Here is a 23,844-nt window from a genome sequence, read left to right as displayed (position 1 = left end):
TCCCACAGGGTTTGCTGCATGGATGGTGATCGTTTTGTCAGCCCTGCTGCTCAGCGCCTGCACCAGCCAGCCACCGCTACCAGCGGCCAACCCGACGCTGCCTCTGCCGCTGCAACTGCACATCGAACGCGAGCAAGCCGGGCAGCGTCAGGACTGGCTGCTGGTGATCCAGCGCGAAGGCGCCGGCACGCGTTGGTCGATGATGGATCCGCTGGGCATTCCCCAGGCCCGCCAGCAACTGATCGACGGGCATTGGCAGGCCGACGGTCTGCTGCCACCGAACCCGGAAGCGCGGGAGCTGTTCGCCGCATTGCTGTTCGCTTTGACGCCTTCCGCCGAACTGCTGCGCAATTATCCCGACGCCCGGCAACAGGCCGATCAGCGTTCACTGCCGGCGCGCTGGAACATCCGCTATTCACAACCGTTGAGCTTCCAATTGAATCTGCCCCAAGGCCCGCACTATCGCGTTTCCCAGTTAGGTGAATCGACGCCATGACCGCTTACCTGAATGCCCTCGGCGTGATCTGCGCCCTGGGCCGCGACAAGTCTGAAGTCGCGCGCAATCTGTTTGCCGGCGACTGTTCGGGCATGCGCCGCGAGTCCGGTTGGGTCGCCGAACGTGAGCTGCCTGTCGCCGGCGTGCACGGTGAGTTGGCGCCGATCCCGGCCGAACTGATCGAGCACAGCAGTCGCAACAATCAGCTGCTGCTGGAAGCCGCGCTGCAGATTCGAGCCGACATCGATCGTGCGATCCAGACCTTCGGCCGCGAGCGCATAGGCGTGGTGCTAGGCACCAGCACCTCGGGTATCGACGAGGCCAGCCGGGGTCTGGCGCATTACATCCGCGAACAGCAATTTCCTCGCGAGTACGACTATCGCCAGCAGGAACTCGGCGCCCCGGCGAATTTTCTCGCCGAATGGCTGCAACTGAGCGGCCCGGTCTACGTGATTTCCACCGCCTGTACCTCCAGCGCCCGCGCGCTGATGAGCGCCCAGCGCCTGCTCGATCTGGGCCTGTGCGACGCGGTACTGTGCGGCGGCGTCGACAGTCTGTGCAAGCTCACGCTGAACGGTTTCTCTTCGCTGGAAGCCGTTTCAGATGAACGCTGCAATCCGTTTTCCGCCAACCGCAACGGCATCAATATCGGCGAAGCAGCGGTGCTGTTCGTGATGAGCAAACAGCGCGGCGAAGGCCCGGGAATCGCCCTGCTGGGGACGGGCGCGAGCTCCGATGCGCACCATATTTCCGCACCGGAGCCGAGCGGTCGCGGCGCTCTGCAAGCGATGCAGAAAGCCCTTGGCCGCGCGCATCTGCAAGCCGGGCAAATCAACTACCTGAACCTGCACGGCACCGCGACCCAGCACAACGACGCGATGGAAAGTCTGGCGGTCGCGGCGCTGTTTCCTCAAGGCGTCGCCTGCTCGTCGACCAAACCGCTGACCGGTCACACCCTCGGCGCGGCCGGCGCGCTGGAAGCGGCGTTCTGCTGGCTGAGCCTGAGTGCCGAAAACCCTGAACAGGCGTTGCCGCCACACATCTGGGACGGCCAGGCCGATCCCGCGCTGCCGCCGCTCAAGTGGGTGACCGCGAGCGAGCGCCTGACGTCCATTGCACCGCGCTACCTGATGAGCAACTCGTTTGCCTTCGGCGGCAACAACGTCAGTCTGATTATCGGAGACGCACCATGAGCCACTGGCCGCTCGCCGAACTGCTGCCGCATGCCGGCGACATGATCCTGATCGACGCCATCGAGCGCTTCGATGACGAGCAGATTTTCACCCGCCTGACGGTCAAGCCCGATGGCCTGTTCAACCTGCCCGACGGCAGCCTGCCGGCGTGGGTCGGCGTCGAGCTGATGGCGCAGAGCGTCGCCGCTTTCGCCGGTTGCCACGCCCGGCAAAAAGGCAATCCGCCGGAGCTGGGCTTTCTCCTCGGCACGCGCAAATTCGAGTGCAACGTCGAAGCCTTTGCGCCCGGCAGCGAGCTGACCATCCATGGCCTGCGCTCACTGGAAGACGACAACGGCATGGGCGTATTCGAATGTCACATCCACGGCGACGGCATTCATGCCAGCGCCCGGCTGAACGTGTTCCGTCCGCCACAAGCCAACCAATATCTGCAACAGACAAAGGAGTCGCACGATGACTGAATCCGTACTGGTCACCGGCTCCAGCCGTGGCATCGGCCGCGCCATTGCCTTGCGTCTGGCGCAAGCCGGGCATGACGTCGTCCTGCATTGCCGCAGCGGCATGACCGAAGCCCAAGCGGTGCAGGCCGAAATCGAAGCGCTGGGCCGCCGCGCACGCATCCTGCAATTCGACGTCGCCGACCGCGAAGCCTGCAAAAGCATTCTCGAAGCCGATGTCGAAAATCACGGTGCCTATTACGGCGTGGTGCTCAACGCCGGGCTGACCCGCGACGGCGCGTTTCCGGCGCTGAGCGATGACGATTGGGACGTGGTCCTGCGCACCAACCTCGACGGTTTCTACAACGTTCTGCACCCGGTGATGATGCCGATGATCCGTCGTCGCGCCGCCGGGCGCATCGTCTGCATCACCTCGGTATCGGGCCTGATCGGCAACCGTGGCCAGGTCAATTACAGCGCCTCGAAGGCCGGCGTAATCGGTGCCGCAAAGGCGTTGGCGATCGAGCTGGGCAAGCGCAAAATTACGGTTAACTGCGTCGCCCCTGGCCTGATCGACACGGCCATGCTCGACGAAAACGTGCCGGTGGAGGAACTGATGAAAATGATCCCCGCGCAACGCATGGGCACCCCTGAGGAAGTGGCCGCTGCGGTGAATTTCCTGATGTCGGCGGAAGCCTCGTACATCACCCGCCAGGTGCTGGCGGTCAACGGAGGCCTGTGCTGATGAAGCGCGTCGTCGTCACCGGCATGGCCGGCATCACCTCGCTGGGCAGCGACTGGCCGACCATTGCCGGCAATTTCGCGGCCAATCGCAGCGGCATTCGTCGCATGGACGAGTGGGATCGCTTCACTGAGCTGAACACGCGTCTGGCCGGGCCTATCGATGACTTTCTCGTACCGTCGCACTGGACCCGCAAGCAATTGCGCAGCATGGGCCGGGTTTCGCGACTGGCGGTCGGCGCAGCAGAAAGGGCTCTGGCCGATGCTGGCCTGCTCGGTGACGAATCGATCAAGGACGGGCGCATGGGCGTCGCTTGTGGTTCGTCCACGGGCAGCACTGACGAAATCAAAGCGTTCGGCAACATGCTGCTCAACTCGGTGGCCGAGGGCCTCAACGCCAACTCCTATGTGCGGATGATGCCGCACACCACCGCCGCCAATATCAGCATTTTCTTCGGCCTCACCGGGCGCCTGATCCCCACCTCCAGCGCCTGCACCAGCGGCAGCCAGGGCATCGGCTACGCCTACGAAGCAATCAAGTTCGGCCGCCTGCCGTTGATGCTCGCCGGCGGCGCCGAAGAACTCTGCCCGACCGAAGCCATGGTGTTCGACGCGCTCTACGCCACCAGCCTGAAAAACGATGCACCCCAGACCAGCCCTCGCCCGTACGATAAGGGCCGCGACGGTCTGGTGATTGGTGAAGGTGGCGGCATGCTGGTGCTTGAGGAGCTGGAACACGCCCTCGCCCGTGGCGCGCACATTCACGCGGAAATCGTCGGTTTCGGCAGCAACGCCGACGGCCAGCACACCACCCGCCCGGAACAGCTCACGATGCGCCGCGCCATGGAGCTGGCCCTGGAAGATGCCGGCCTCACCCCGGACGCCATCGGCTATGTGAACGGCCACGGCACCGCGACTGAACAGGGCGACATCGCCGAAACCCTGGCCACCAGCAGCCTGTTCGGCGAACACATGCCGATCAGTTCGCAGAAGAGTTTCCTCGGCCACACCCTCGGCGCCTGCGGTGCACTGGAATCATGGTTCAGCATCGAGATGCTCAACAGCGACCGCTATGTGCACACCTTCAACCTCGACGAGGTCGACCCGCACTGCGGCAAGCTCGATTACCTGCGCGGCGAGTTTCGTCAGATGCATCACGACTACGTGATGAACAACAATTTCGCTTTCGGTGGCGTCAACACTTCGTTGATCTTCCGCCGCTGGGCATAACCGAATCAATCCAGGTCAAGGAGACCTACATGCACTTCAACAAACTCGCCGCCGTCACCCTGCTGCTCTGCGCCCTGCCAGCGATCAGCCAGGCCCGCGACACGGCGGTCTACCTGCCATTCGACAAAGCCGTCGCCGAAGCCACCCGCTCCGGCAAGATCGATGGCAGTGTGAAATTCTATCTGGCCGGCAACACCCCGGCCGGCAAAGTCACCGTGGTCAGCCCCGACGCCGTGACCAACAAGAAAACCAACGCCTTCAACAAGTCCGACGAAGTCGCCTGCGAATGGGTCGCCCAATCGGCAATCATCAGCCTGCACCAGGCCGCGAAGAACGCCGGCGCCAACGCCGTGACCAACATCGTCAGCTTCTACAAGCGCAACGAGCGCAAGGACGCGCAAACCTACGAATGCCACGCCGGCGCGATCATGGCGGGCGTTGCGCTGAAGGGTGATCTGGCGAAGGTTCAGTAAACGCCAGAAATGACAAAGGGCGCCGTTTGGCGCCCTTTTTTTGCGCTGATTGAACAGCATCTACACTCGCTGATGCAGGTCGCAGCACCGTAACCTGCCCTCGCAGTCTCTTTCACCGTCAAAGGAGATGACCATGCAAGTGAAAGCCCTGATCGCCGCAGCGCTTTTCGCGCTACTGCCCAGTGCCAGCCATGCCACCAACCTCATGTACATGCCTTTCGAAACCGTGCTGTCGGACGCGATTCGCGCCGGTCGGCTGGATGGCAGTGTGAAGTTCTACCTGATCGGCAACGGGCCGCAGGGCACTCAGCAGTTGCTGCGCCGAGGGGTGGTCAGTGATTTGAAAACCAACGGCTTCAACAAGAGCGATCAGGCTTCGTGTGAATGGGTGTTGCAGTCGAATCTGATCAAATTGCAGGCTGATGCCAAGCGGGTCGGGGCGAATGCAGTGGTCAATATCGTCAGTTACTACGACCAGCATGTGCGCAAGGATTTGAATACGTACGAGTGCCGGGCGGGGATATTTGTCACGCGGGTGGCGTTGAAGGGGGATTTGGTGCGGTTGCCCTGAAATCTGTGATGTTTGGGCCGACGCCTTCGCGAGCAGGCTCGCTCCCACCTTGGAATGCGTTTCCCTGTGGGAGCGAGCCTGCTCGCGAAAGCGCCAGCGGCCTTCACACCGTCAGAGGCTCAACCTTGCGCGTCAGCAGTTCGACAAACGCCTTGGCCATCGGTGATTTCTGATCTTTGCGCTGCACCAGCCACACCGCCGAAATCGCTTCGGGATCGAGCAACGGGCGGTAGACCACGCCGTCGATGCGCATGCGTTGGTAGGACGCTGGCAGCACTGACACACCGAGGCCCGCTGCGACCAGACCGATGATGGTCATCGCCTCGCCAGCCTCTTGGGCAAAGTGCGGGCTGAAGCCGGCATCACGGGCCAGACTGAGCAGTTGTGCATAGAGCCCGCTGCCATAACTGCGCGGAAAAAACACGAACGGTTCCAGCGCCAGCGCCGAGAGAAACAGGCCTTCGTCGCTGCCTTGGGCCAACGGATGCTTGGAACTGAGCACCGCCACCAATGGCTCGCGCATCAACTCCACAACACTCAGTGAATCCGGCAATCCGAGCGGGCGCATGATGCCCACCTCGATCGACTCGTCCACCAAGGCATCGGCGACCATGGTGCTGCTCATTTCGCGCAGATTCAGATGCACCGCCGGAAAGCGCTGACGAAAGGAAAAAATCGCCTGCGGAATGGTCGAGTTGAACGGTGCAGACGAGGTGAAGCCAATCTTCAACTCACCCAGCTCGCCAAGTTGCGCACGGCGGGCGACATCCGCTGCCTTGTCGACTTGTGCCAGCACCAGCCGCGCCTCCTGCAGAAACAACCTGCCCGCCTCGCTCAATTCCACCCGACGATTGGTCCGTTCGAACAAGCGCGCGCCGAGCTGTTGCTCCAGCGCCTGAATCTGCTGGCTCAGCGGTGGCTGGGAGATGCCCAGCACCTGTGCGGCCCGGCCAAAATGCAGTTCTTCGGCGACGGCGATGAAGTAACGCAGATGACGCAGTTCCATAGGATTACCATTAGGTCGCTGAAGCTATCAAACAGGTCGAACAATATATTGGATAGAAACATTAGCCAGCTATATGATTTTTTCATTGCCTGCCCGGCTGTGCTTTCCGAGGTCTGAAGTGAAAACTGCTGTCGCGCCCCTTGCCCACGAAATCCCGCCCGCAGCCGACGACGATGCCCTCGCCGAGCTGCAGGAGATCTACATCGAAAAAGGCACGCCGGCCTTCATGCGCACGGTGCTGGCACTATTCTGTGGCGGCTTTGCGACGTTCGCGCTGCTCTATTGCGTGCAACCGATGATGCCGCTGCTGTCCCACGAATACGGGATCAACGCGGCGCAGAGCAGCCTGATCCTCTCGGTGGCGACCGGCATGTTGGCCTTCGGTCTGCTGATCACCGGGCCGATTTCCGACCGCATCGGCCGTAAACCGGTGATGGTCGCCGCACTGTTCGCTGCCGCGTTGTGCACCATCGCCAGTTCGATGATGCCGAGCTGGCAAGGCGTGCTGATCATGCGCGCATTGATCGGCCTGTCATTGAGCGGCCTGGCAGCGGTGGCGATGACCTATCTGAGCGAAGAAATCCATCCACAGCACATCGGCCTGGCAATGGGTTTGTACATCGGCGGCAACGCGATCGGCGGGATGAGCGGACGCTTGATCACCGGCGTGCTGATCGACTTCGTCAGCTGGCACACGGCGATGCTGGTGATCGGCGGTCTGGCGCTGATCGCAGCGGCGGTGTTCTGGAAGATCCTCCCGAAGTCGCGCAACTTCCGCGCTCGCTCGCTGCACCCGCGCAGCCTGCTCGACGGCTTCACCATGCACTTTCGCGACGCCGGCCTGCCGCTACTGTTTCTTGAAGCGTTTGTGCTGATGGGCGCGTTTGTCACGCTGTTCAACTACATCGGCTACCGCTTGCTGGCGGCGCCGTACAACCTCGATCAGGTATTTGTCGGATTGCTCTCGGTGGTGTATCTGTCGGGGATCTACAGCTCGGCGAAAATCGGTTCTTTGGCGGACAAGCTGGGGCGACGCAAAGTGCTCTGGGCGACCATTGCACTGATGTTCGCCGGACTGGCACTGACCATGTTCACCTCGTTGTTGCTGGTGATCGTCGGCATGCTGGTGTTCACCTTCGGCTTCTTCGCCGCGCACTCGGTGGCGAGCAGCTGGATCGGCCGGCGCGCGTTGACCGCCAAGGGTCAGGCGTCGTCGCTGTATCTGTTCAGTTATTACGCCGGTTCGAGCATTGCCGGGACGGCGGGCGGGGTGTTCTGGCATCTGGGTGGGTGGAATGGCATCGGCCTGTTCATTGGTGCGTTGTTGCTGATTGCCCTGCTGGTGGCGTTGAAGTTGGCGAAGTTGCCGCCGTTGCAGGGTGTCAAAGCCTGAGATAAATCCCTGTGGGAGCGAGCCTGCTCGCGAATGCACTGTGTGAGGCAACATCAGTGTTGAATGACACACCGCTTTCGCGAGCAGGCTCGCTCCCACAGTTGATTTGGGTACGACATTAGACCGTGCAAAAGAAAACGCCCGGCATTTGGCCGGGCGTTTTTTATTGGGCGCTGATCACTCGTGATACTGCGCCGACAGCTCATGCACCGCACGCAGGAACGCGCCGGCATGTTCCGGATCGACTTCCGGCGTGATGCCGTGGCCAAGGTTGAACACGTGGCCGCTGCCCTTGCCGTAGCTGGCGAGGATGCGCCCGACTTCAGTGCGGATCGCTTCCGGTTTGGCGTAGAGCACGGTCGGGTCCATGTTGCCTTGCAGCGCGACCTTGTCGCCGACACGGGCGCGGGCGTTGCCGATGTCGCAGGTCCAGTCAAGGCCGAGGGCGTCGGCGCCGGCTTCGGCGATGCTTTCCAGCCACAGGCCGCCGTTCTTGGTGAACAGAATCACTGGCACTTTGCGTCCGTCGTTCTCGCGGATAAGGCCGCTGACGATTTTCTTCATGTAGGCCAGGGAGAATTCCTGATACGCCGCCGCCGACAGGTTGCCGCCCCAGGTATCGAAGATCTGCACCGCTTGCGCACCGGCCATGATCTGGCCATTGAGGTACGAAGTCACCGATTGCGCCAATTTGTCGAGCAACAGGTGCATGGCTTGCGGGTTGTCGTAAAGCATCGCCTTGGTCTTGCGGAAGTCTTTCGACGAGCCGCCTTCAACCATGTAAGTGGCGAGGGTCCACGGGCTGCCGGAGAAACCGATCAGCGGCACACGTCCGTTCAGCTCGCGACGGATGGTGCTGACCGCGTCCATCACGTAGCCGAGGTCTTTGTGCGGATCCGGGATCGGCAGGGCTTCGATGTCGGCCAGGGTGCTGACAACTTTTTTGAAGCGCGGGCCTTCACCGGTCTCGAAGTACAGGCCCTGGCCCATGGCATCGGGAATGGTAAGGATGTCGGAAAACAGGATCGCCGCGTCCAGTTGCGGGTAGCGGTCGAGCGGTTGCAGGGTGACTTCGCAGGCGAACTCCGGATTCATGCACAGGCTCATGAAGTCGCCGGCATGGGCGCGGCTGGCGCGGTACTCCGGCAGGTAGCGACCGGCCTGGCGCATCATCCACACAGGGGTGACGTCAACGGGTTGCTTGAGCAGGGCGCGGAGGAAACGGTCGTTCTTCAGGGCAGTCATGTCGGCATCCGGAAAAAAAGTGCGGGCATTTTCTCAGAGCGCGAGGCAAAAGGCACGGATGTGGGTCAGCCTTTTGTCTATCGGGTCAATTTGTCGCGCTGGGACACGATTTTCCGCAACACCCTAAAACAACTGTGGGAGCGAGCCTGCTCGCGAAGAGGCCGGCACATCCAACATTGAAGTTGGCTGACAGACCGCTTTCGCGAGCAGGCTCGCTCCCACAGGAGTATTGCGTTTGGCTCAGGCGCCGGGGTTAGACACCCAGGTAATCGAGGATCCCTTCAGCCGCATTGCGCCCTTCAAAGATCGCCGTCACCACCAGGTCGGAACCGCGCACCATGTCGCCACCGGCGAAGATTTTCGGGTTGCTGGTCTGGTGCTTGTACTGACCTTGCTCGGGCGCAACAACGCGGCCCTGGCTGTCGGTCTGGATCTCGAACTGTTCGAACCACGGCGCCGGGCTCGGACGGAAGCCGAAGGCGATGACCACGGCGTCGGCCGGGATGATCTCTTCGGAACCCGGGATCGGCTCGGGGCTACGACGGCCACGGGCGTCCGGCTCGCCGAGACGGGTCTCGACCACCTTCACGCCTTCGACCTTGTCTTCACCGACGATGGCGATCGGCTGGCGGTTGTAGAGGAATTTCACGCCTTCTTCCTTGGCGTTCTTCACCTCTTTGCGCGAGCCGGGCATGTTCGCTTCGTCACGACGATAAGCGCAGGTCACCGACTTGGCGCCCTGACGGATCGAGGTGCGATTGCAGTCCATCGCCGTGTCGCCGCCGCCGAGCACCACAACCTTCTTGCCTTTCATGTCGACGAAATCTTCCGGCGACTTTTCAAAGCCCAGGTTGCGATTGACGTTGGCGATGAGGAAGTCCAGCGCGTCATAAACGCCCGGCAGGTCCTCACCGGCAAAGCCGCCCTTCATGTAGGTGTAGGTGCCCATGCCCATGAACACCGCATCGTACTCGGCGAGCAGTTGTTCCATGGTCACGTCTTTGCCGACTTCGGTGTTGAGACGGAACTCGATGCCCATGCCGGTGAAGACTTCGCGACGATTGCTCAGCACGGTCTTTTCCAGCTTGAACTCGGGGATGCCGAAGGTCAGCAGGCCACCGATTTCCGGGTTCTTGTCGAATACCACCGGGGTCACGCCGCCACGCACCAGCACGTCGGCACAACCAAGACCCGCCGGGCCTGCGCCGATGATCGCCACGCGTTTGCCGGTCGGCTTGACCTTAGACATGTCAGGGCGCCAGCCCATGGCGAACGCGGTGTCGGTGATGTACTTCTCGACCGAACCGATGGTCACCGCGCCGAAGCCGTCGTTGAGGGTGCAGGCACCCTCGCACAGACGATCCTGCGGGCACACCCGGCCGCAGACTTCCGGCAGGGTGTTGGTCTGGTGCGACAGCTCGGCGGCCTGAAGGATGTTGCCCTCGGCCACCAATTTGAGCCAGTTGGGAATGAAGTTGTGCACCGGGCACTTCCATTCGCAATACGGGTTGCCGCAACCCAGGCAGCGGTGGGCCTGATCGGCCGACTGCTGGGGTTTGAACGGCTCGTAGATTTCAACGAACTCTTTCTTGCGTTGACGCAACAGTTTCTTCTTCGGATCCTTGCGCCCGACATCGATGAACTGGAAGTCGTTATTCAGACGTTCAGCCATTGTTAAAACCTCATCAAACTCTTCAGGCGCATATCACTGCGGGTTGGCACGAGTGCTGGAAAGCAGGGTTTTCAAGCTGGCAGCCTTGGGCTTGACCAACCAGAAACGCCGCAAGTAATCGTCGAGGTTCTCGGCGAGTTCACGACCCCACTCGCTGTCGGTTTCGGCGACGTACTCGTTCAGCACGTTCTGCAGGTGGCTGCGATAGGCTTCCATCGCCTCGCCGCTGATCCGCTGGATTTCCACCAGTTCGTGATTGACCCGGTCAACGAAGGTGTTGTTCTGATCAAGCACGTAGGCGAAACCACCGGTCATGCCAGAGCCGAAGTTGTAACCGGTCTTGCCCAGCACGCAGACGAAACCACCGGTCATGTACTCGCAGCAGTGATCGCCAGTGCCTTCCACGACGGTGTGGGCACCGGAGTTACGCACGGCGAAACGCTCGCCTGCGGTGCCGGCGGCGAACAACTTGCCGCCAGTGGCGCCGTACAGGCAGGTGTTGCCGATGATGGCGCTTTCCTGAGTCTTATAAACGCTGCCCTTCGGCGGCACGATGACCAGCTTGCCACCGGTCATGCCTTTGCCGACGTAGTCGTTGGCGTCGCCTTCCAGGTACATGTTCAGACCGCCAGCGTTCCACACACCGAAGCTCTGCCCGGCCGTGCCTTTGAAACGGAAGGTGATCGGCGCCTTGGCCATGCCCTGGTTGCCGTGCTTGCGCGCGATTTCGCCGGAGATTCGGGCGCCGATCGAACGGTCGCAGTTGCAGATATCCAGCTCAAACTCAGCACCGCTGAGGTCGTTGATCGCCGACGAGGCCAGCTCGACCATCTTCTCCGCGAGCAGACCTTTGTCGAACGGCGGGTTGCGCTCAACGCCGCAGAACTGCGGTTTGTCCGCCGGGATGTGATCGCTGCCCAACAGCGGCGTCAGGTCCAGGTGATGTTGCTTGGCGGTCTGGCCTTCGAGGATTTCCAGCAGATCAGTGCGACCGATCAGCTCTTCGAGGGAGCGCACACCCAGTTTGGCCAGCCACTCACGGGTTTCTTCGGCGACGTAGGTGAAGAAATTCACCACCATGTCGACGGTGCCGATGTAGTGATCCTTGCGCAGTTTCTCGTTCTGCGTCGCGACGCCAGTGGCGCAGTTGTTCAGATGGCAGATGCGCAGGTATTTGCAGCCCAGTGCGATCATCGGCGCGGTACCGAAGCCGAAGCTCTCGGCGCCAAGGATCGCGGCCTTGATCACGTCGAGACCGGTTTTCAGGCCACCGTCGGTCTGCACCCGGACTTTGCCGCGCAGGTCGTTGCCGCGCAGGGTCTGGTGGGTTTCAGCCAGGCCGAGTTCCCACGGTGCGCCTGCGTATTTGATCGAGGTCAGCGGCGAAGCACCGGTGCCACCGTCGTAGCCGGAAATGGTGATCAGGTCGGCATAGGCCTTGGCCACACCGGCGGCGATGGTGCCGACGCCCGCTTCTGCTACCAGCTTCACCGAAACCAGCGCCTGCGGGTTGACCTGCTTCAAGTCAAAGATCAACTGCGACAAATCTTCGATCGAATAGATGTCGTGGTGCGGCGGTGGCGAAATCAGGGTCACGCCCGGCACTGCGTAACGCAGCTTGGCGATCAGCCCGTTGACCTTGCCGCCCGGCAGTTGCCCGCCCTCGCCCGGCTTGGCGCCTTGGGCGACCTTGATCTGCAGCACTTCGGCGTTGACCAGGTATTCCGGGGTTACACCGAAACGGCCAGTCGCGACCTGCTTGATTTTCGAACTCTTGATGGTGCCGTAACGCGCCGGATCTTCACCACCTTCGCCGGAGTTGGAACGCGCACCGAGGCGGTTCATGGCTTCGGCCAGGGCTTCGTGAGCTTCCGGCGACAGTGCGCCCAGCGAGATACCGGCGGAGTCGAAGCGCTTGAGCACCGATTCCAGCGGCTCGACTTCACTGATGTCCAGCGGGGTGTCGAGGGTCTTGACCTTGAACAGGTCGCGAATCATCGACACCGGACGGTTGTCCACCAGCGAGGTGTATTCCTTGAACTTGGCGTAGTCGCCCTGCTGCACAGCGGCTTGCAGGGTGTTGACCACGTCCGGGTTGTAGGCGTGATATTCGCCACCGTGGACGAACTTCAGCAGACCGCCCTGCTGGATCGGCTTGCGCGGACTCCAGGCTTCGACGGCGAGCGCTTTCTGCTCGGCTTCGATGTCGACGAAACGCGCGCCCTTGATCCGGCTCGGCACGCCACGGAAGCTCAGCTCGCAGACTTCTTCAGACAGACCAATGGCCTCGAACAGCTGCGCACCACGGTACGAAGCGATGGTCGAGATACCCATCTTCGACAGGATCTTGAGCAGGCCTTTGGTGATGCCCTTGCGGTAGTTCTTGAACACCTCGTAGAGGTCGCCCAGGACTTCACCGGTTCGGATCAGATCGCCCAATACTTCGTAGGCCAGGAACGGATACACCGCCGAGGCGCCGAAACCGATCAGCACGGCGAAGTGGTGCGGATCGCGTGCAGTGGCGGTTTCCACGAGGATGTTGGAATCGCAACGCAGGCCCTTCTCGGTCAGGCGGTGGTGCACGGCACCGGTCGCCAGCGAAGCGTGGATCGGCAGCTTGCCCGGGGCGATATGGCGGTCGCTGAGGACGATCTGGGTACGCCCGGCGCGCACGGCTTCTTCAGCCTGATCGGCAACGTTGCGGATCGCCGCTTCGAGGCCGAGGCTTTCGTCGTAGTTGAGGTCGATGATCGCCCGTGCGAAACCCGGACGGTCCAGATTCATCAGCGAGCGCCACTTGGCCGGCGAGATCACTGGCGAGCTGAGGATCACGCGCGAGGCGTGTTCCGGCGACTCCTGGAAAATGTTGCGCTCGGCACCGAGGCAGATTTCCAGCGACATCACGATCGCTTCACGCAGCGGGTCGATCGGCGGGTTGGTGACCTGCGCGAACTGCTGGCGGAAATAGTCGTACGGCGTGCGTACACGCTGGGACAGCACAGCCATCGGCGTGTCGTCGCCCATCGAACCCACGGCTTCGTAACCTTGCTCGCCGAGCGGACGCAGCACCTGATCACGCTCCTCGAACGTGACCTGATACATCTTCATGTACTGCTTGAGCTGATCGACGTCGTAGAAAGCCGAACCGTGGTCGTTGTCTTCCATGGTCGCCTGAATGCGCAGGGCATTCTTGCGCAGCCATTGCTTGTACGGATGACGGGATTTCAGACGGTTGTCGATCGCATCGGTATCGAGGATCTGCCCGGTTTCGGTGTCCACGGCGAAGATCTGGCCAGGGCCGACGCGACCCTTGGCGAGCACGTCTTCGGGCTGGTAGTTCCACACGCCGATTTCCGAGGCGAGGGTGATGAAACCGTTCTTGGTGGTGACCCAGCGCGCCGGACGCAGACCGTTACGGTCGAGCAGGCACACCGCGTAGCGACCGTCGGTCATTACCACGCCGGCCGGGCCGTCCCACGGCTCCATGTGCATCGAGTTGTACTCGTAGAACGCACGCAGATCCGGGTCCATGGTTTCGACGTTCTGCCACGCTGGCGGAATGATCATGCGCACGCCACGGAACAGGTCGATGCCGCCGGTGACCATCAGTTCGAGCATGTTGTCCATGCTCGAGGAGTCGGAACCGACGCGGTTGACCAGCGGGCCGAGCTCTTCCAGATCCATCAGATCATTGGTGAACTTGGTCCGCCGGGCCTGCGCCCAGTTGCGGTTACCGGTGATGGTGTTGATCTCGCCGTTGTGGGCGAGGAAGCGGAACGGCTGCGCCAGCGGCCATTTCGGCAGGGTGTTGGTAGAGAAGCGCTGGTGGAACACGCAGATTGCGGTTTGCAGGCGCTCGTCACTCAGGTCTGGATAGAACGCGGCCAGGTCGGCCGGCATCATCAGGCCTTTATAGATGATGGTCTTGTGCGAAAAGCTGCAGATGTAGTGGTCGGTGTCAGCGGCGTTGGCCACCGACGAACGGCGACGGGCGCTGAACAGCTTCACCGCCATGTCCTGATCGCTCAGGCCTTCGCCGCCGATGTAGACCTGCTCGATCTGCGGCAGGCGTTCAAGGGCGAGGCGGCCGAGGACGCTGGTGTCGATCGGCACTTTGCGCCAGCCGATCAGTTGCAGGCCTTCGGCGAGGATCTCGCGGTTCATGTTCTCGCGAGCGGCTTCGGCCTTGGCCGGATCCTGATTGAAGAACACCATGCCCACGGCATATTGCTTGGGCATATCGACGCCGAAGCTTTCCCGGGCAATGGCTCGCAGGAAGGCGTCGGGTTTTTGAATCAGCAGACCGCAACCGTCACCGGTCTTGCCGTCGGCATTAATCCCACCGCGGTGGGTCATGCAGGTCAGGGCCTCGATGGCCGTTTGCAAAAGGGTATGACTGGGCTCGCCCTGCATATGAGCTATCAGGCCGAAACCGCAGTTATCCTTGAATTCATCTGGTTGGTACAGACCTGCTTTCATAGACACTTTCTCACCAGGCTGCCTCTATTCGAGGCAAATTTCTTTTCAATTCAACCACTTGCGTTCCGCGCCGAACGTACGCCGGCTTAGCGGGGGCAAAAGGGTGGTCATTGTACACAGCGACACAGAGGCTCACAAATTTGACGACGAACTGTCGCAAATTCATGTCGCATTTGTGAAAGGTTTAAAGCGATCTGCTGTGCTAGTCAAAACTTTTTTAATTTTGACCGCAACGACTCAAAGACTACTGTGACGCAGACACCACAAGGCACGCGGCCGCAGGGACGGTTGGCGCTTGCTGGCGAACCGCGTTGCACGCCAACGTGTGCGAGGCAAGGCGCGGGATGCTGCCAATGGTTGTTCCCTTGGCAAATCCCGCAACGCAGCCTCGCACACGTTGGCGCGCAACCCGAAGGGACGCGCCCCATTTTTCGCTGGGCAGCGTTGCTCGGAACTTATTTGGAAAAACCAAACTACGTTCCTCGCGCCTTGCCCAGCAAAAAATGGGGCGGCGTCGCGGTCGTCAGCAAGCGCCAACCGTCCCTGGAGGCGGCGCGCACTCGTAGAAATTTTGAGGTGCTTGGAGAGGCGGCCTGGGTAAGGCCGCCGAATCTTCAGCGAGTTGTTGCCAGTTCCTGTTGGACGCTGGCGACAGTGCGAGGCCAAGGTTTACCAGCCTGAACCTTCGCTGGCAAGGCCTTGATGGCAGAAACGGCCGCATCACGATTGGCAAAGTTGCCGTAGGTGATCACGTAAAGCGGCTTGCCATTGAGGACTTTCTTGAAATAACGGTACTCGCCGCCCTGCTCCTTGACGAAGTTCTGCGCAGCGGTTTCCGAGCTGGTGCCGAGGATCTGCACGACATAGTTGCTGGTCGGCTGACCGGCGTACCAGCTGCCACCGGCAGCCTTGGCCACGGTGACCGGCTTGTCGGCAGGCTTGGCCGGAGCAGGAGCCGGTTTCGCAGCTGGCGCCGGGGTGGCCGGAGCAGGCTTGGCCGTGGCGATCTGCGTCGGTGCCGGGGTTGGCGCCGGTTTGGCGGCAGGAGTCGGAACCGGTGTCGGCGCAGGACCGGCCGGAACGCCAGCAGGCGGCGCGGAGGTGGTTACGGTCGGCGGCGTATCGCTGGAGCCTTCCAGCGGCACGCCGTCGTCGCCTTCGGTAATGCCACCGGCGGCTTCTGCCAGCGGGCCACGCATGACCGGCTGCGAGTTGCCGACCAATGGCAGCGGCATCGGCTGGGTGTTGCCGGCGAATTCGACGGACGGGTTGGCGCCGTTCGCTGCGCCCTGACCCAATGGCAATTGCGCCTGTTCATTGGCCGGAGCACCGGTGGTCGGTGCCTTGCTGCGACCCGGCATCAGCCAGGCGGCGGCAACCGCGACCACAACGACGGCGGAAATCGCCAATACGTGTTTCTTCGGCATGTTGAACCCCATACTTGGACGCTTGACCGCGGAGCGGCTGGCAATCATGACTTCGATCAGTGCATCGCGAGCGACCTGGTTGATGTTGCCCGGCCAGCCCTCGGAGCTTTCGTGAATATCAGAGATCTGATCTGCGGTGAAAAGTTCGACACCCCGGCCCGCGCCTTCCAGCCGCTGGTCGAGATATTCGCGGGTCTCTTCTTCGGTGTACGGCTGCAATTCGATGACGTGGAAACGCTCTTCTTCGAGCTGCAACGCCTCGAGCTGAGCGATCAGCGACGACTCGCCGAACAGGAACACATGCGGACGACCTTCCGGCGTGCCGGCGCCGAGCGCCATCAACGCTTCCAGCGCGGACTCGTCGAGCTGCTCGGCATCGTCCACGAGCAGATAGACTTCCTGCCCGGTCAGACCCAGCTGCACCACCTGCTCAAGAATCGCACCGACTTCGGCCTGAGCGACATCCAGCGCCTGCGCCACCTGGCGCAGCACGCCGGCCGCATCACCGGCGCCACGGGCGGAAACCACCACGCTCTGCACCGATTGCTTGTTGGTACTGGCAACGAGCGCTTGCCGCAGCAGGGTCTTGCCGCTGCCCTGTGGGCCGGTGACCACCAGCAGCAACTGGCTGTAACGCGCCAGATGATGCAGTTGACCCAGCACCGGTTTGCGCTGGGCCGGGAAGAATTTGAAGCCCGGCACCCGTGGCGCGAACGGGTCGTGACTTAACTGGAAATGGCCGAGAAACGCCTCGTCGGCATGCAAACTAGTCATCGGAATCTTTTTAACCTTTAAGCTGAGCCAGGGCGCGGTAATCCGCTCCCAGCGTGGCCTGTAGAACCTCTTTCGGATAATCGTCGGTCACTACCGCTTCGCCCATCCGGCGCAGCAGCACCAGGCGCAGACGACCGTCGATCACTTTTTTATCAATTGCCATGTGTTGGAGAAAATCGGCTTCGCTCATCTCTTCAGGCGGAATGACCGGCAAGCCGGCACGCTGGAACAGACGAATGCCGCGATCACGCTCCTGCTCGCTGATCCAGCCCAGGCGCGCGGACATTTCCAGCGCCATCACGGTACCAGCCGCCACCGCCTCGCCATGCAGCCAGACACCATAGCCCATGTGGGTTTCGATGGCGTGGCCAAAGGTGTGGCCGAGGTTGAGCGTGGCGCGTACGCCGGTTTCCTTTTCATCGGCACCGACCACCGCAGCCTTGGCCGCGCAAGAACGCTCGATCGCATAGGTCAGCGCGGTCTGGTCCAGCGCGCGCAGAGCGTCAACGTTTTCTTCCAGCCAGGTCAGGAATGGTTCGTCGCAGATCAGGCCGTACTTGATGACTTCCGCCAGGCCCGCCGACAGCTCGCGCTGCGGCAGGGTTTTCAGCGATGCGGTATCGATCAGCACCACGTTCGGCTGATAGAACGCGCCGACCATGTTCTTGCCCAGCGGATGGTTGATGCCGGTCTTGCCGCCGACCGAGGAATCGACCTGCGACAGCAGCGTGGTAGGAATCTGGATGAAATCGACACCGCGCTGATAACAGGCGGCAGCGAAACCGGCCATGTCGCCGATCACCCCGCCGCCCAAGGCGATCACGGTGGTGCGGCGGTCATGACGGGCGGTCAGCAGACCATCGAAAATCAGTTGCAGGGTTTCCCAGTTCTTGAAGGCTTCGCCATCAGGCAACACCACCGAGATCACCGAGAACTGCGCAAGGCTGCGGGTCAGACGTTCGAGATAGAGCGGCGCGACGGTTTCGTTGGAGATGATTGCCACCTGCCGCCCGTGGATATGCGGCGCCAGCAGTTCCGGCTGATCCAACAGACCTTCGCCAATATGAATCGGGTAGCTGCGCTCGCCTAGATCGACCTTGAGTGTCTGCATGTGTCCCCACAGTGAAGATGGAAGCAGGCGTCCTGCCCTGAAATTATTGGTGTTCTGCGGCCTGTAGCGGTATGACGCCGCTCGCCCGGCATCCGCCACACCCTCGGCGGACGCTGACAGGACGCCGAGGATAGCGCATTTCGGACGATGCTTTAACGGGGCGGCAACTGCGCGAGGCGGTCGAGAATGTCGAGCACCACCATGCGTGGCGGCCGCTCGTCGGTTTCCACCACCAGATCGGCAATTTCCCGATACAGCGGGTCACGGATCTCGAGCAGGTCGCGCAGGGTTTTCGCCGGATCGGCGGTACGCAGCAGCGGCCGATTGCGATCGCGGGAGGTGCGGCCGACCTGCTGCTCGACGGAGGCGTGCAGATACACCACGCGCCCGCCTTCATGCAGGGCCTTGCGATTGGCATCACGCATCACTGCGCCGCCGCCGGTCGCCAGCACCACGCCATCGAACGCGCACAGCTCGGCGATCATCGCCTGCTCGCGGTCACGAAAGCCGGGCTCGCCTTCCTTGTCGAAGATCCATGGGATATTGGCACCCGTGCGCAGCTCAATTTCCTTGTCGGAATCCTTGAACGGCAGGCGCAGCTCTTTGGCCAGCAATCGGCCGATGGTGCTTTTGCCAGCACCCATCGGTCCTACAAGTATCAAATTTCGCACAGAATCAACGACTCACAGCAATCGCCTGGTTATTCATGATACGCGGAGTGAGAAATACCAGCAGCTCGGATTTTTTCTCCGAAACCACATCACGCCGGAAAAGGCGGCCAAGATACGGCACATCGCCAAGAAATGGCACCTTATCTACGACCTTGCTTTGAGTATTTGAAAAAACACCGCCGATTACGATGGTCTCGCCGTCATTTACCAGCACTTTGGCATTGACCTCGTTTTTCTTGATCGGCGGCACATCCTGCACTTTGTTCAGGTAGTCCGGCTCATCCTTGGTGACCTTGACCTCCATGATGATGCGGTTGTCCGGGGTGATCTGCGGAGTAACTTCCAGTGAAAGCGAAGCCTCCTTGAACGACACTGAGGTCGCGCCGCTGGAGCTGGCCTCCTGATAGGGGATCTCGGTGCCTTTGAGGATCTTCGCGGTTTCCTTGTCCGAGGTGACCACTTTCGGCTGCGAGACGATTTCACCGTTGCCGGTCTTTTCCATCGCCGTCAGTTCGAGATCCAGCAGCACGTTATCGGTGATGAATGCGATGCCGATCCCCGAAGTGTTATTTACCGTGCCCATGTCGACGAACGGCGAGTTGGTGCCGGTGCTGCCCGGCGTACCGATAGTGCTCGACGAACCGTTGACCCCGGAGGCGTTCCAGTTGCCCTTGTTCTGCACCGAACCGCCCCAGCGCACGCCCAGGCTCTTGTCGTAATCGACGTTGGCCTCAACGATGCGCGCCTCGATCATCACCTGGCGTACCGGAATATCCAGCTGCGCGACGATCCGCCGGAGTTCGTCGAGGCGATCCTGGGTCTGGTAGGCAATGATGTTGTTGGTTCGCTCATCGACGGTAATCGAACCGCGCTCGTCGACCTTGGCCTCGGCACTGGTCACCGACTGGAACAGCTTGGCGATGTCCGCCGCCTTGGCGTAATTGACTTGCAGCAGCTCACGACGCAGGGGCGCCAGCTCGGCGATCTGCTTCTGCGATTCCAGTTCCTGACGCTCGCGAGCGGCAATTTCATCGGCCGGCGCGACCAGCAGCACATTGCCGATCTTGCGCTTGTCCAGCCCCTTGGTTTTCAGCACCAGATCCAGCGCCTGATCCCACGGCACGTTCTGCAGGCGCAAGGTGATACCGCCCTGCACCGTATCGCTTGCTACGAGGTTGAGGTTGGTGAAGTCCGCGATCAGCTGCAGCACCGAGCGCACGTCGATGTCCTGAAAATTCAGCGAGAGCTTGTCGCCGACATAGGCCTGACGGTCGGCGTTGCGCTTTTGCAGGTCGTCGATGCTCATCGGCCGAACGCTGACGGTGAGCTTGTTGTCGGTCTGGAACGTGGAATAGTCGAAGGTGCCGCTGGGCTCGACGCTAATCACCGTGCGATCGCCGGTGAGCGCTGCGTTGACGAACTGCACCGGCGTGGCGAAGTCCTTGACGTCCAGACGCACGCGCAGCTTTTCCGGCAATTGCGTGCGGGCGAAGCTGAGGATGATCTTGCCATCGTGCTCCTGGATATCCGGGGCGATGGTCGGATCAGAGAGGTCGATGACTACGTTGCCCTCGCCCTCGGTGCCGCGCTGGAAATCGACGCCGCGAATCGCCCTGCTTCGTTGCGCGGCTGGTCTGGCAGGTGCCGCAGCGGCCGTGGCAGCACGCGGTGCCACGGCAGCCGGGCGCGGCGCAGTCGCGGAAGCGCCCTGACCGACCACCACAAACAGATTATTGCCCTCGACCCGCGTGCTGTACGGCGCCAATTGCGTCAGGCTGACAATCAGCCGCGTGCGATCCTTGGCTTCGGCCACCGTGGCCGTGCGCGCGTTGCCGCTGCCCAGATCAAGATTCCTGTTGGCCAACTGGCTGGTCACGCCCGGCAGATCCAGTGCAATGCGTGCCGGTGACTCGGTTGTGTAGCCCTTGGGCTGTGGGGGCGGGCCGTCGAACGACAGCTTCAGTTCGACGCGGTCACCCGGCAGCGCGGCAACATCCAGCGCTTTCAGACTGGCCGCCATTACCATCGGTGACACCAGCGCTATCCATAGCGAAAAACCGAGGGTGGAGAAAATCCTGTTCATTGTTCGACTTCCACTATGAGTGCTCTTTCAAAGGAATGGTGCGCGGCCGCTCCAGCCAGGCGCCGGCGCCGTCGGGCACGATCTCCACGACATCGACCTGGGTAGGGCTGATGGCGACAATGCGGCCGTCGTTGCGGCCCAGGTAGTCGCCGACCTTCAGGCGATGCACCCCGCCTGCGCCGCGCAACAGCGCAAACGAGCCCGAGGCATTGGCGATCGTGCCGACCATTTCGAACTGCTCGATATTGAATCCTTCAAGATATTGCTTGACCCGGTTGGGGTCGGGTTTGACGTTGCGCGAGCCGTGCTTCTGCCCGGCCAGATCGACCCGCGCCTGCCGCGAAAACGGGCTGCGCAGGTTGGCGGCGCTGTAAGTGAATGTGGGGTAAGACCGGAATGTCGGCGTTGGTTCAATCTTGCCCGCCGGGCGCAGGCGCACTTCGTTGAGGTACGCGTCGAGGTCGCTGAAGTCATCGCCGCCACCGCAGCCGCTCAACGCCAGCACCATGGGCAGGACGAAGTAACGAATCGGGGTCATTTCTCCAGCCCCTTGTCGTTATAGCGGTACGTCTTGGCAAGAATACTCATGCGCAGCTTCGTCCCGCCCTCGGGATTGGCCGGCGCCAGTTCGAAATCGTGCAGAGTCACAATCCGTGGCAGGCCGGCGACGCCGCTGACGAAGGTGGCGAGGTCGTGATAGGCGCCGGTCACGGTGATCTGGATCGGCAGTTCGATGTAGAACGGCTGAGTCACTTCCGGCAGCAGCTTGATTTCCTCGAATTCCAGGCCGCTGCCCAGACCGGTGCGGGTGATGTCTTCGAGCAGGCCCGGCACTTCGGTATCGCTGGGCAATTGCCGCAGCAGCACGCCGAAGGTGTTTTCCATTTCCTTCATTTGCTGGGTATAGAGCTCAAGGTTCGCCGACAGCCGCGCCTTGCTGGCGAATTGTTCCTTGAGGGTGATTTCTTCTTCGCGCTTGAGGTCGAGCTGATTTTCCATGTCGCTGATGAAGAAGTAATAGCCAAGCGCGAGAATCAACACCATCACCAGCGCACCGCACAGGGTTTTCACGGCCGGCGGCCAGGAGCCGATGTTGCTGGTGTCGAGGTCGTTGAAATCGATGTTGCGCAGGCTATGCAGCCACTCGGAGGCGTTCATTGCTCGTCCTCCACAACCTTGGGCTGGGTCTGACGAACGGTCAGCTGGAAGACGTTGGCCTGTTCGACCTGATCGGCGCTGGTGGCCTTGACCTCATTCAGGCTCGGCGCGTCGAACCAGTCGGACGCGTCGAGATTGCGCATCAGCTCGGAGACCCGGTTGTTCGACTCCGCCGCGCCACTGATGGACAGGGTCTTGCCGGCCATTTTCACATCGGTGAAATACACGCCGTCCGGCAACGTGCGAGCCAACTGGTCGAAGATTCGCCCGCTGATCTGCCGGTTGCCCTGCAGGTCCTGGATGATGCGCATGCGCTCGACCAATTGCTGGCGGCGCGCCTTGAGCTCGCTGATCTGCTTGATGCGTTCGTCGACCACGGCAATCTGTTTGCCGATGTAATCGTTGCGCGCCATTTGCCGCTCGATGGCCGCAGTGATGATCTGGTCAGCAATCAGCACCGCGCCGATCGAGCCGGCCAGCACGCCGATCAGGACCAGCAGAAAGCGCTTGCGCCGTTCTTCGCGGCGCTCCTCGCGCCAGGGGAGAAGGTTGATCCGCGCCATCAGTCGAAACTCCTGAGCGCGAGCCCGCAGGCAATCATCAAGGCTGGCGCATCACTGGCCAGCGCCCCAGCATTGACCTTGCTGCCTAAAGCCATGTCGGCGAACGGGTTGGCGACCTGCGTCGGCGTGTCCAGACGCTGTTCGATCAGACGGTCCAGGCCGGGCACCGAGGCGGTGCCGCCCGCCAGCAGGATATGGTCGACCGCGTTGTACTGGCCGGAGGCGAAGAAGAACTGCAGCGAGCGCGAGACTTGCTGCACCAGCGCCTCGCGAAATGGCTGCAGGACCTCGCTGACGTAATCGTCAGGCAGCCCGCCCTGCTTTTTCGCCAGGCCCGCCTGTTCGACCGTGAGGCCGTAGCGGCGCTGGATCTCCTCGGTGAGTTGGCGCCCGCCAAACAATTGCTCGCGGGTATAGATGATCTTGCCGTTGTGCAGGACGCTGAGGGTGGTCATGGTGGCGCCGATGTCGACCACCGCCACGGTCAGGCGCTCCTGGGAGGCCGCCAGATGCGTTGCCAGCAGGCCGAACGAGCGCTCCAGCGCGTAGGCCTCGACATCCACCACCCGCGCGGTCAGGCCGGCGAGCGCCAGCGCCGCTTCACGCACCTCGACGTTTTCCTTGCGACAGGCGGCAAGCAGCACGTTGACCCGTTCCGGGTTGCGCGGCGAGACGCCCTGGACTTCAAAGTCGATGGCGACTTCGTCCAGCGGATAGGGAATGTATTGGTCGGCCTCGATCTTGAGCTGGTTTTCCAGTTCGTCGTCGGACAGCCCGGCGTCCATCTCGATGACCTTGGTGATCACCGCCGAACCCGCCACTGCCACCGCCACGCTCTTGACCCCGGTACGCGCCTTGACCAGCAGGCGGCTCAGTGCCTGGCCAACGCCCTCGAGTTCGGCGATGTTCTTTTCGACCACAGCGTTCGCCGGCAACGGCTCCACCGCATAGGCCTCGACCCGGTAGCGCTCGCCCTGACGGCTCAGTTCCAGCAGCTTCACCGACGTGGAGCTGATGTCGATCCCCAGTAACGCATTGGTCTTTTTATTGAAGAGTCCCAGCACTACCAATTCCCTATGACTTTCCGTGAGTTACGGACTCTGTAATACGCATTGCGTTCC

At 61.7% G+C, this 23,844-nt stretch carries 20 protein-coding genes; 8 read left to right on the top strand and 12 right to left on the bottom strand.

Annotation, left to right across the window (positions count from 1 at the left end; translation table 11 throughout):
- The first annotated feature begins 22 nt into the window (after positions 1–22).
- From D8U71_RS09540 to D8U71_RS09510, 7 genes are all read left to right on the top strand, one after another.
- Entirely contained in the window at positions 23–496 is a 474-nt protein-coding gene (locus D8U71_RS09540; RefSeq protein WP_130887656.1) for a hypothetical protein, read from the top strand.
- A complete protein-coding gene (locus D8U71_RS09535) occupies positions 493–1,689 on the top strand; it encodes a beta-ketoacyl-[acyl-carrier-protein] synthase family protein (protein WP_130887655.1) in 1,197 nt (398 codons plus the stop codon). Before D8U71_RS09540 ends, D8U71_RS09535 begins: the two co-directional genes overlap by 4 nt.
- Positions 1,686–2,150 (top strand): hotdog family protein, encoded by a 465-nt coding sequence (locus tag D8U71_RS09530; protein WP_073471610.1) that lies wholly within the window; start codon positions 1,686–1,688, stop codon positions 2,148–2,150. The genes D8U71_RS09535 and D8U71_RS09530 overlap by 4 nt, the downstream gene beginning before the upstream one ends.
- Entirely contained in the window at positions 2,143–2,871 is a 729-nt protein-coding gene (gene fabG, locus D8U71_RS09525; RefSeq protein ID WP_130887654.1) for a 3-oxoacyl-ACP reductase FabG, read from the top strand. The genes D8U71_RS09530 and fabG overlap by 8 nt, the downstream gene beginning before the upstream one ends.
- Positions 2,871–4,097, top strand: a complete 1,227-nt coding sequence (locus tag D8U71_RS09520) for a beta-ketoacyl-ACP synthase (RefSeq protein WP_130887653.1) — start codon at positions 2,871–2,873, stop codon at positions 4,095–4,097. The genes fabG and D8U71_RS09520 overlap by 1 nt, the downstream gene beginning before the upstream one ends.
- 29 nt (positions 4,098–4,126) lie before the next feature.
- Positions 4,127–4,570, top strand: a complete 444-nt coding sequence (locus D8U71_RS09515; protein WP_016772042.1) for a hypothetical protein — start codon at positions 4,127–4,129, stop codon at positions 4,568–4,570.
- Between the two features lie 133 nt (positions 4,571–4,703).
- Positions 4,704–5,141: an excinuclease gene (locus tag D8U71_RS09510; protein ID WP_125925753.1), complete on the top strand. Its 438-nt coding sequence runs from the start codon at positions 4,704–4,706 to the stop codon at positions 5,139–5,141.
- A gap of 103 nt (positions 5,142–5,244) precedes the next feature.
- Here D8U71_RS09510 and D8U71_RS09505 read toward each other — a convergent pair whose 3' ends face one another.
- Positions 5,245–6,147, bottom strand: coding sequence for a LysR family transcriptional regulator (locus D8U71_RS09505; RefSeq protein ID WP_024011277.1), 903 nt, complete (start codon positions 6,145–6,147; stop codon positions 5,245–5,247).
- A gap of 118 nt (positions 6,148–6,265) precedes the next feature.
- Here D8U71_RS09505 and D8U71_RS09500 point away from each other — a divergent pair, with 118 nt between their 5' ends.
- On the top strand, positions 6,266–7,540 hold the full coding sequence (locus tag D8U71_RS09500) for an MFS transporter (RefSeq protein ID WP_130887652.1): 1,275 nt from the start codon (positions 6,266–6,268) through the stop codon (positions 7,538–7,540).
- Positions 7,541–7,717: 177 nt separating this feature from the next.
- On the opposite strand, the gene hemE is transcribed toward D8U71_RS09500, so the two are convergent.
- From hemE to D8U71_RS09435, 11 genes are all read right to left on the bottom strand, one after another.
- Positions 7,718–8,785: a uroporphyrinogen decarboxylase gene (gene hemE / locus D8U71_RS09495; protein WP_016772044.1), complete on the bottom strand. Its 1,068-nt coding sequence runs from the start codon at positions 8,783–8,785 to the stop codon at positions 7,718–7,720.
- Positions 8,786–9,038: 253 nt separating this feature from the next.
- Positions 9,039–10,457, bottom strand: coding sequence for an FAD-dependent oxidoreductase (locus tag D8U71_RS09490; protein ID WP_007909438.1), 1,419 nt, complete (start codon positions 10,455–10,457; stop codon positions 9,039–9,041).
- Between the two features lie 33 nt (positions 10,458–10,490).
- Positions 10,491–14,936 carry a glutamate synthase large subunit gene (gene gltB, locus D8U71_RS09485; protein ID WP_130887651.1) on the bottom strand — a complete coding sequence of 1,482 codons (4,446 nt, stop codon included), beginning with the start codon at positions 14,934–14,936 and terminating at the stop codon, positions 10,491–10,493.
- Between the two features lie 614 nt (positions 14,937–15,550).
- Positions 15,551–17,137, bottom strand: a complete 1,587-nt coding sequence (locus D8U71_RS09470; RefSeq protein ID WP_039756683.1) for an AAA family ATPase — start codon at positions 17,135–17,137, stop codon at positions 15,551–15,553.
- Between the two features lie 10 nt (positions 17,138–17,147).
- Positions 17,148–18,248, bottom strand: coding sequence for a 3-dehydroquinate synthase (aroB, locus tag D8U71_RS09465; protein WP_041477573.1), 1,101 nt, complete (start codon positions 18,246–18,248; stop codon positions 17,148–17,150).
- Between the two features lie 152 nt (positions 18,249–18,400).
- A complete protein-coding gene (gene aroK, locus D8U71_RS09460) occupies positions 18,401–18,919 on the bottom strand; it encodes a shikimate kinase AroK (RefSeq protein ID WP_024011270.1) in 519 nt (172 codons plus the stop codon).
- Between the two features lie 4 nt (positions 18,920–18,923).
- Positions 18,924–21,002: a type IV pilus secretin PilQ gene (gene pilQ, locus D8U71_RS09455; protein ID WP_122611068.1), complete on the bottom strand. Its 2,079-nt coding sequence runs from the start codon at positions 21,000–21,002 to the stop codon at positions 18,924–18,926.
- 13 nt (positions 21,003–21,015) lie between these two features.
- Positions 21,016–21,540 (bottom strand): pilus assembly protein PilP, encoded by a 525-nt coding sequence (locus D8U71_RS09450; RefSeq protein ID WP_110602600.1) that lies wholly within the window; start codon positions 21,538–21,540, stop codon positions 21,016–21,018.
- Complete coding sequence (gene pilO / locus D8U71_RS09445) at positions 21,537–22,160, bottom strand: type 4a pilus biogenesis protein PilO (RefSeq protein WP_130887650.1); 624 nt, start codon at positions 22,158–22,160, stop codon at positions 21,537–21,539. The genes D8U71_RS09450 and pilO overlap by 4 nt, the downstream gene beginning before the upstream one ends.
- Positions 22,157–22,723: a PilN domain-containing protein gene (locus D8U71_RS09440; protein ID WP_016772051.1), complete on the bottom strand. Its 567-nt coding sequence runs from the start codon at positions 22,721–22,723 to the stop codon at positions 22,157–22,159. The genes pilO and D8U71_RS09440 overlap by 4 nt, the downstream gene beginning before the upstream one ends.
- Positions 22,723–23,787, bottom strand: a complete 1,065-nt coding sequence (locus D8U71_RS09435; RefSeq protein WP_024011266.1) for a pilus assembly protein PilM — start codon at positions 23,785–23,787, stop codon at positions 22,723–22,725. Before D8U71_RS09435 ends, D8U71_RS09440 begins: the two co-directional genes overlap by 1 nt.
- Positions 23,788–23,844 lie beyond the last annotated feature (57 nt).

It is taken from the genome of Pseudomonas sp. Sample_21 (genome assembly GCF_004307525.1).
Classification (GTDB): Bacteria; Pseudomonadota; Gammaproteobacteria; order Pseudomonadales; family Pseudomonadaceae; genus Aquipseudomonas; species Aquipseudomonas atacamensis.
Note: the sequence above shows the minus strand (reverse complement) of the source record. Positions and strands in the feature narration are given on the sequence as shown.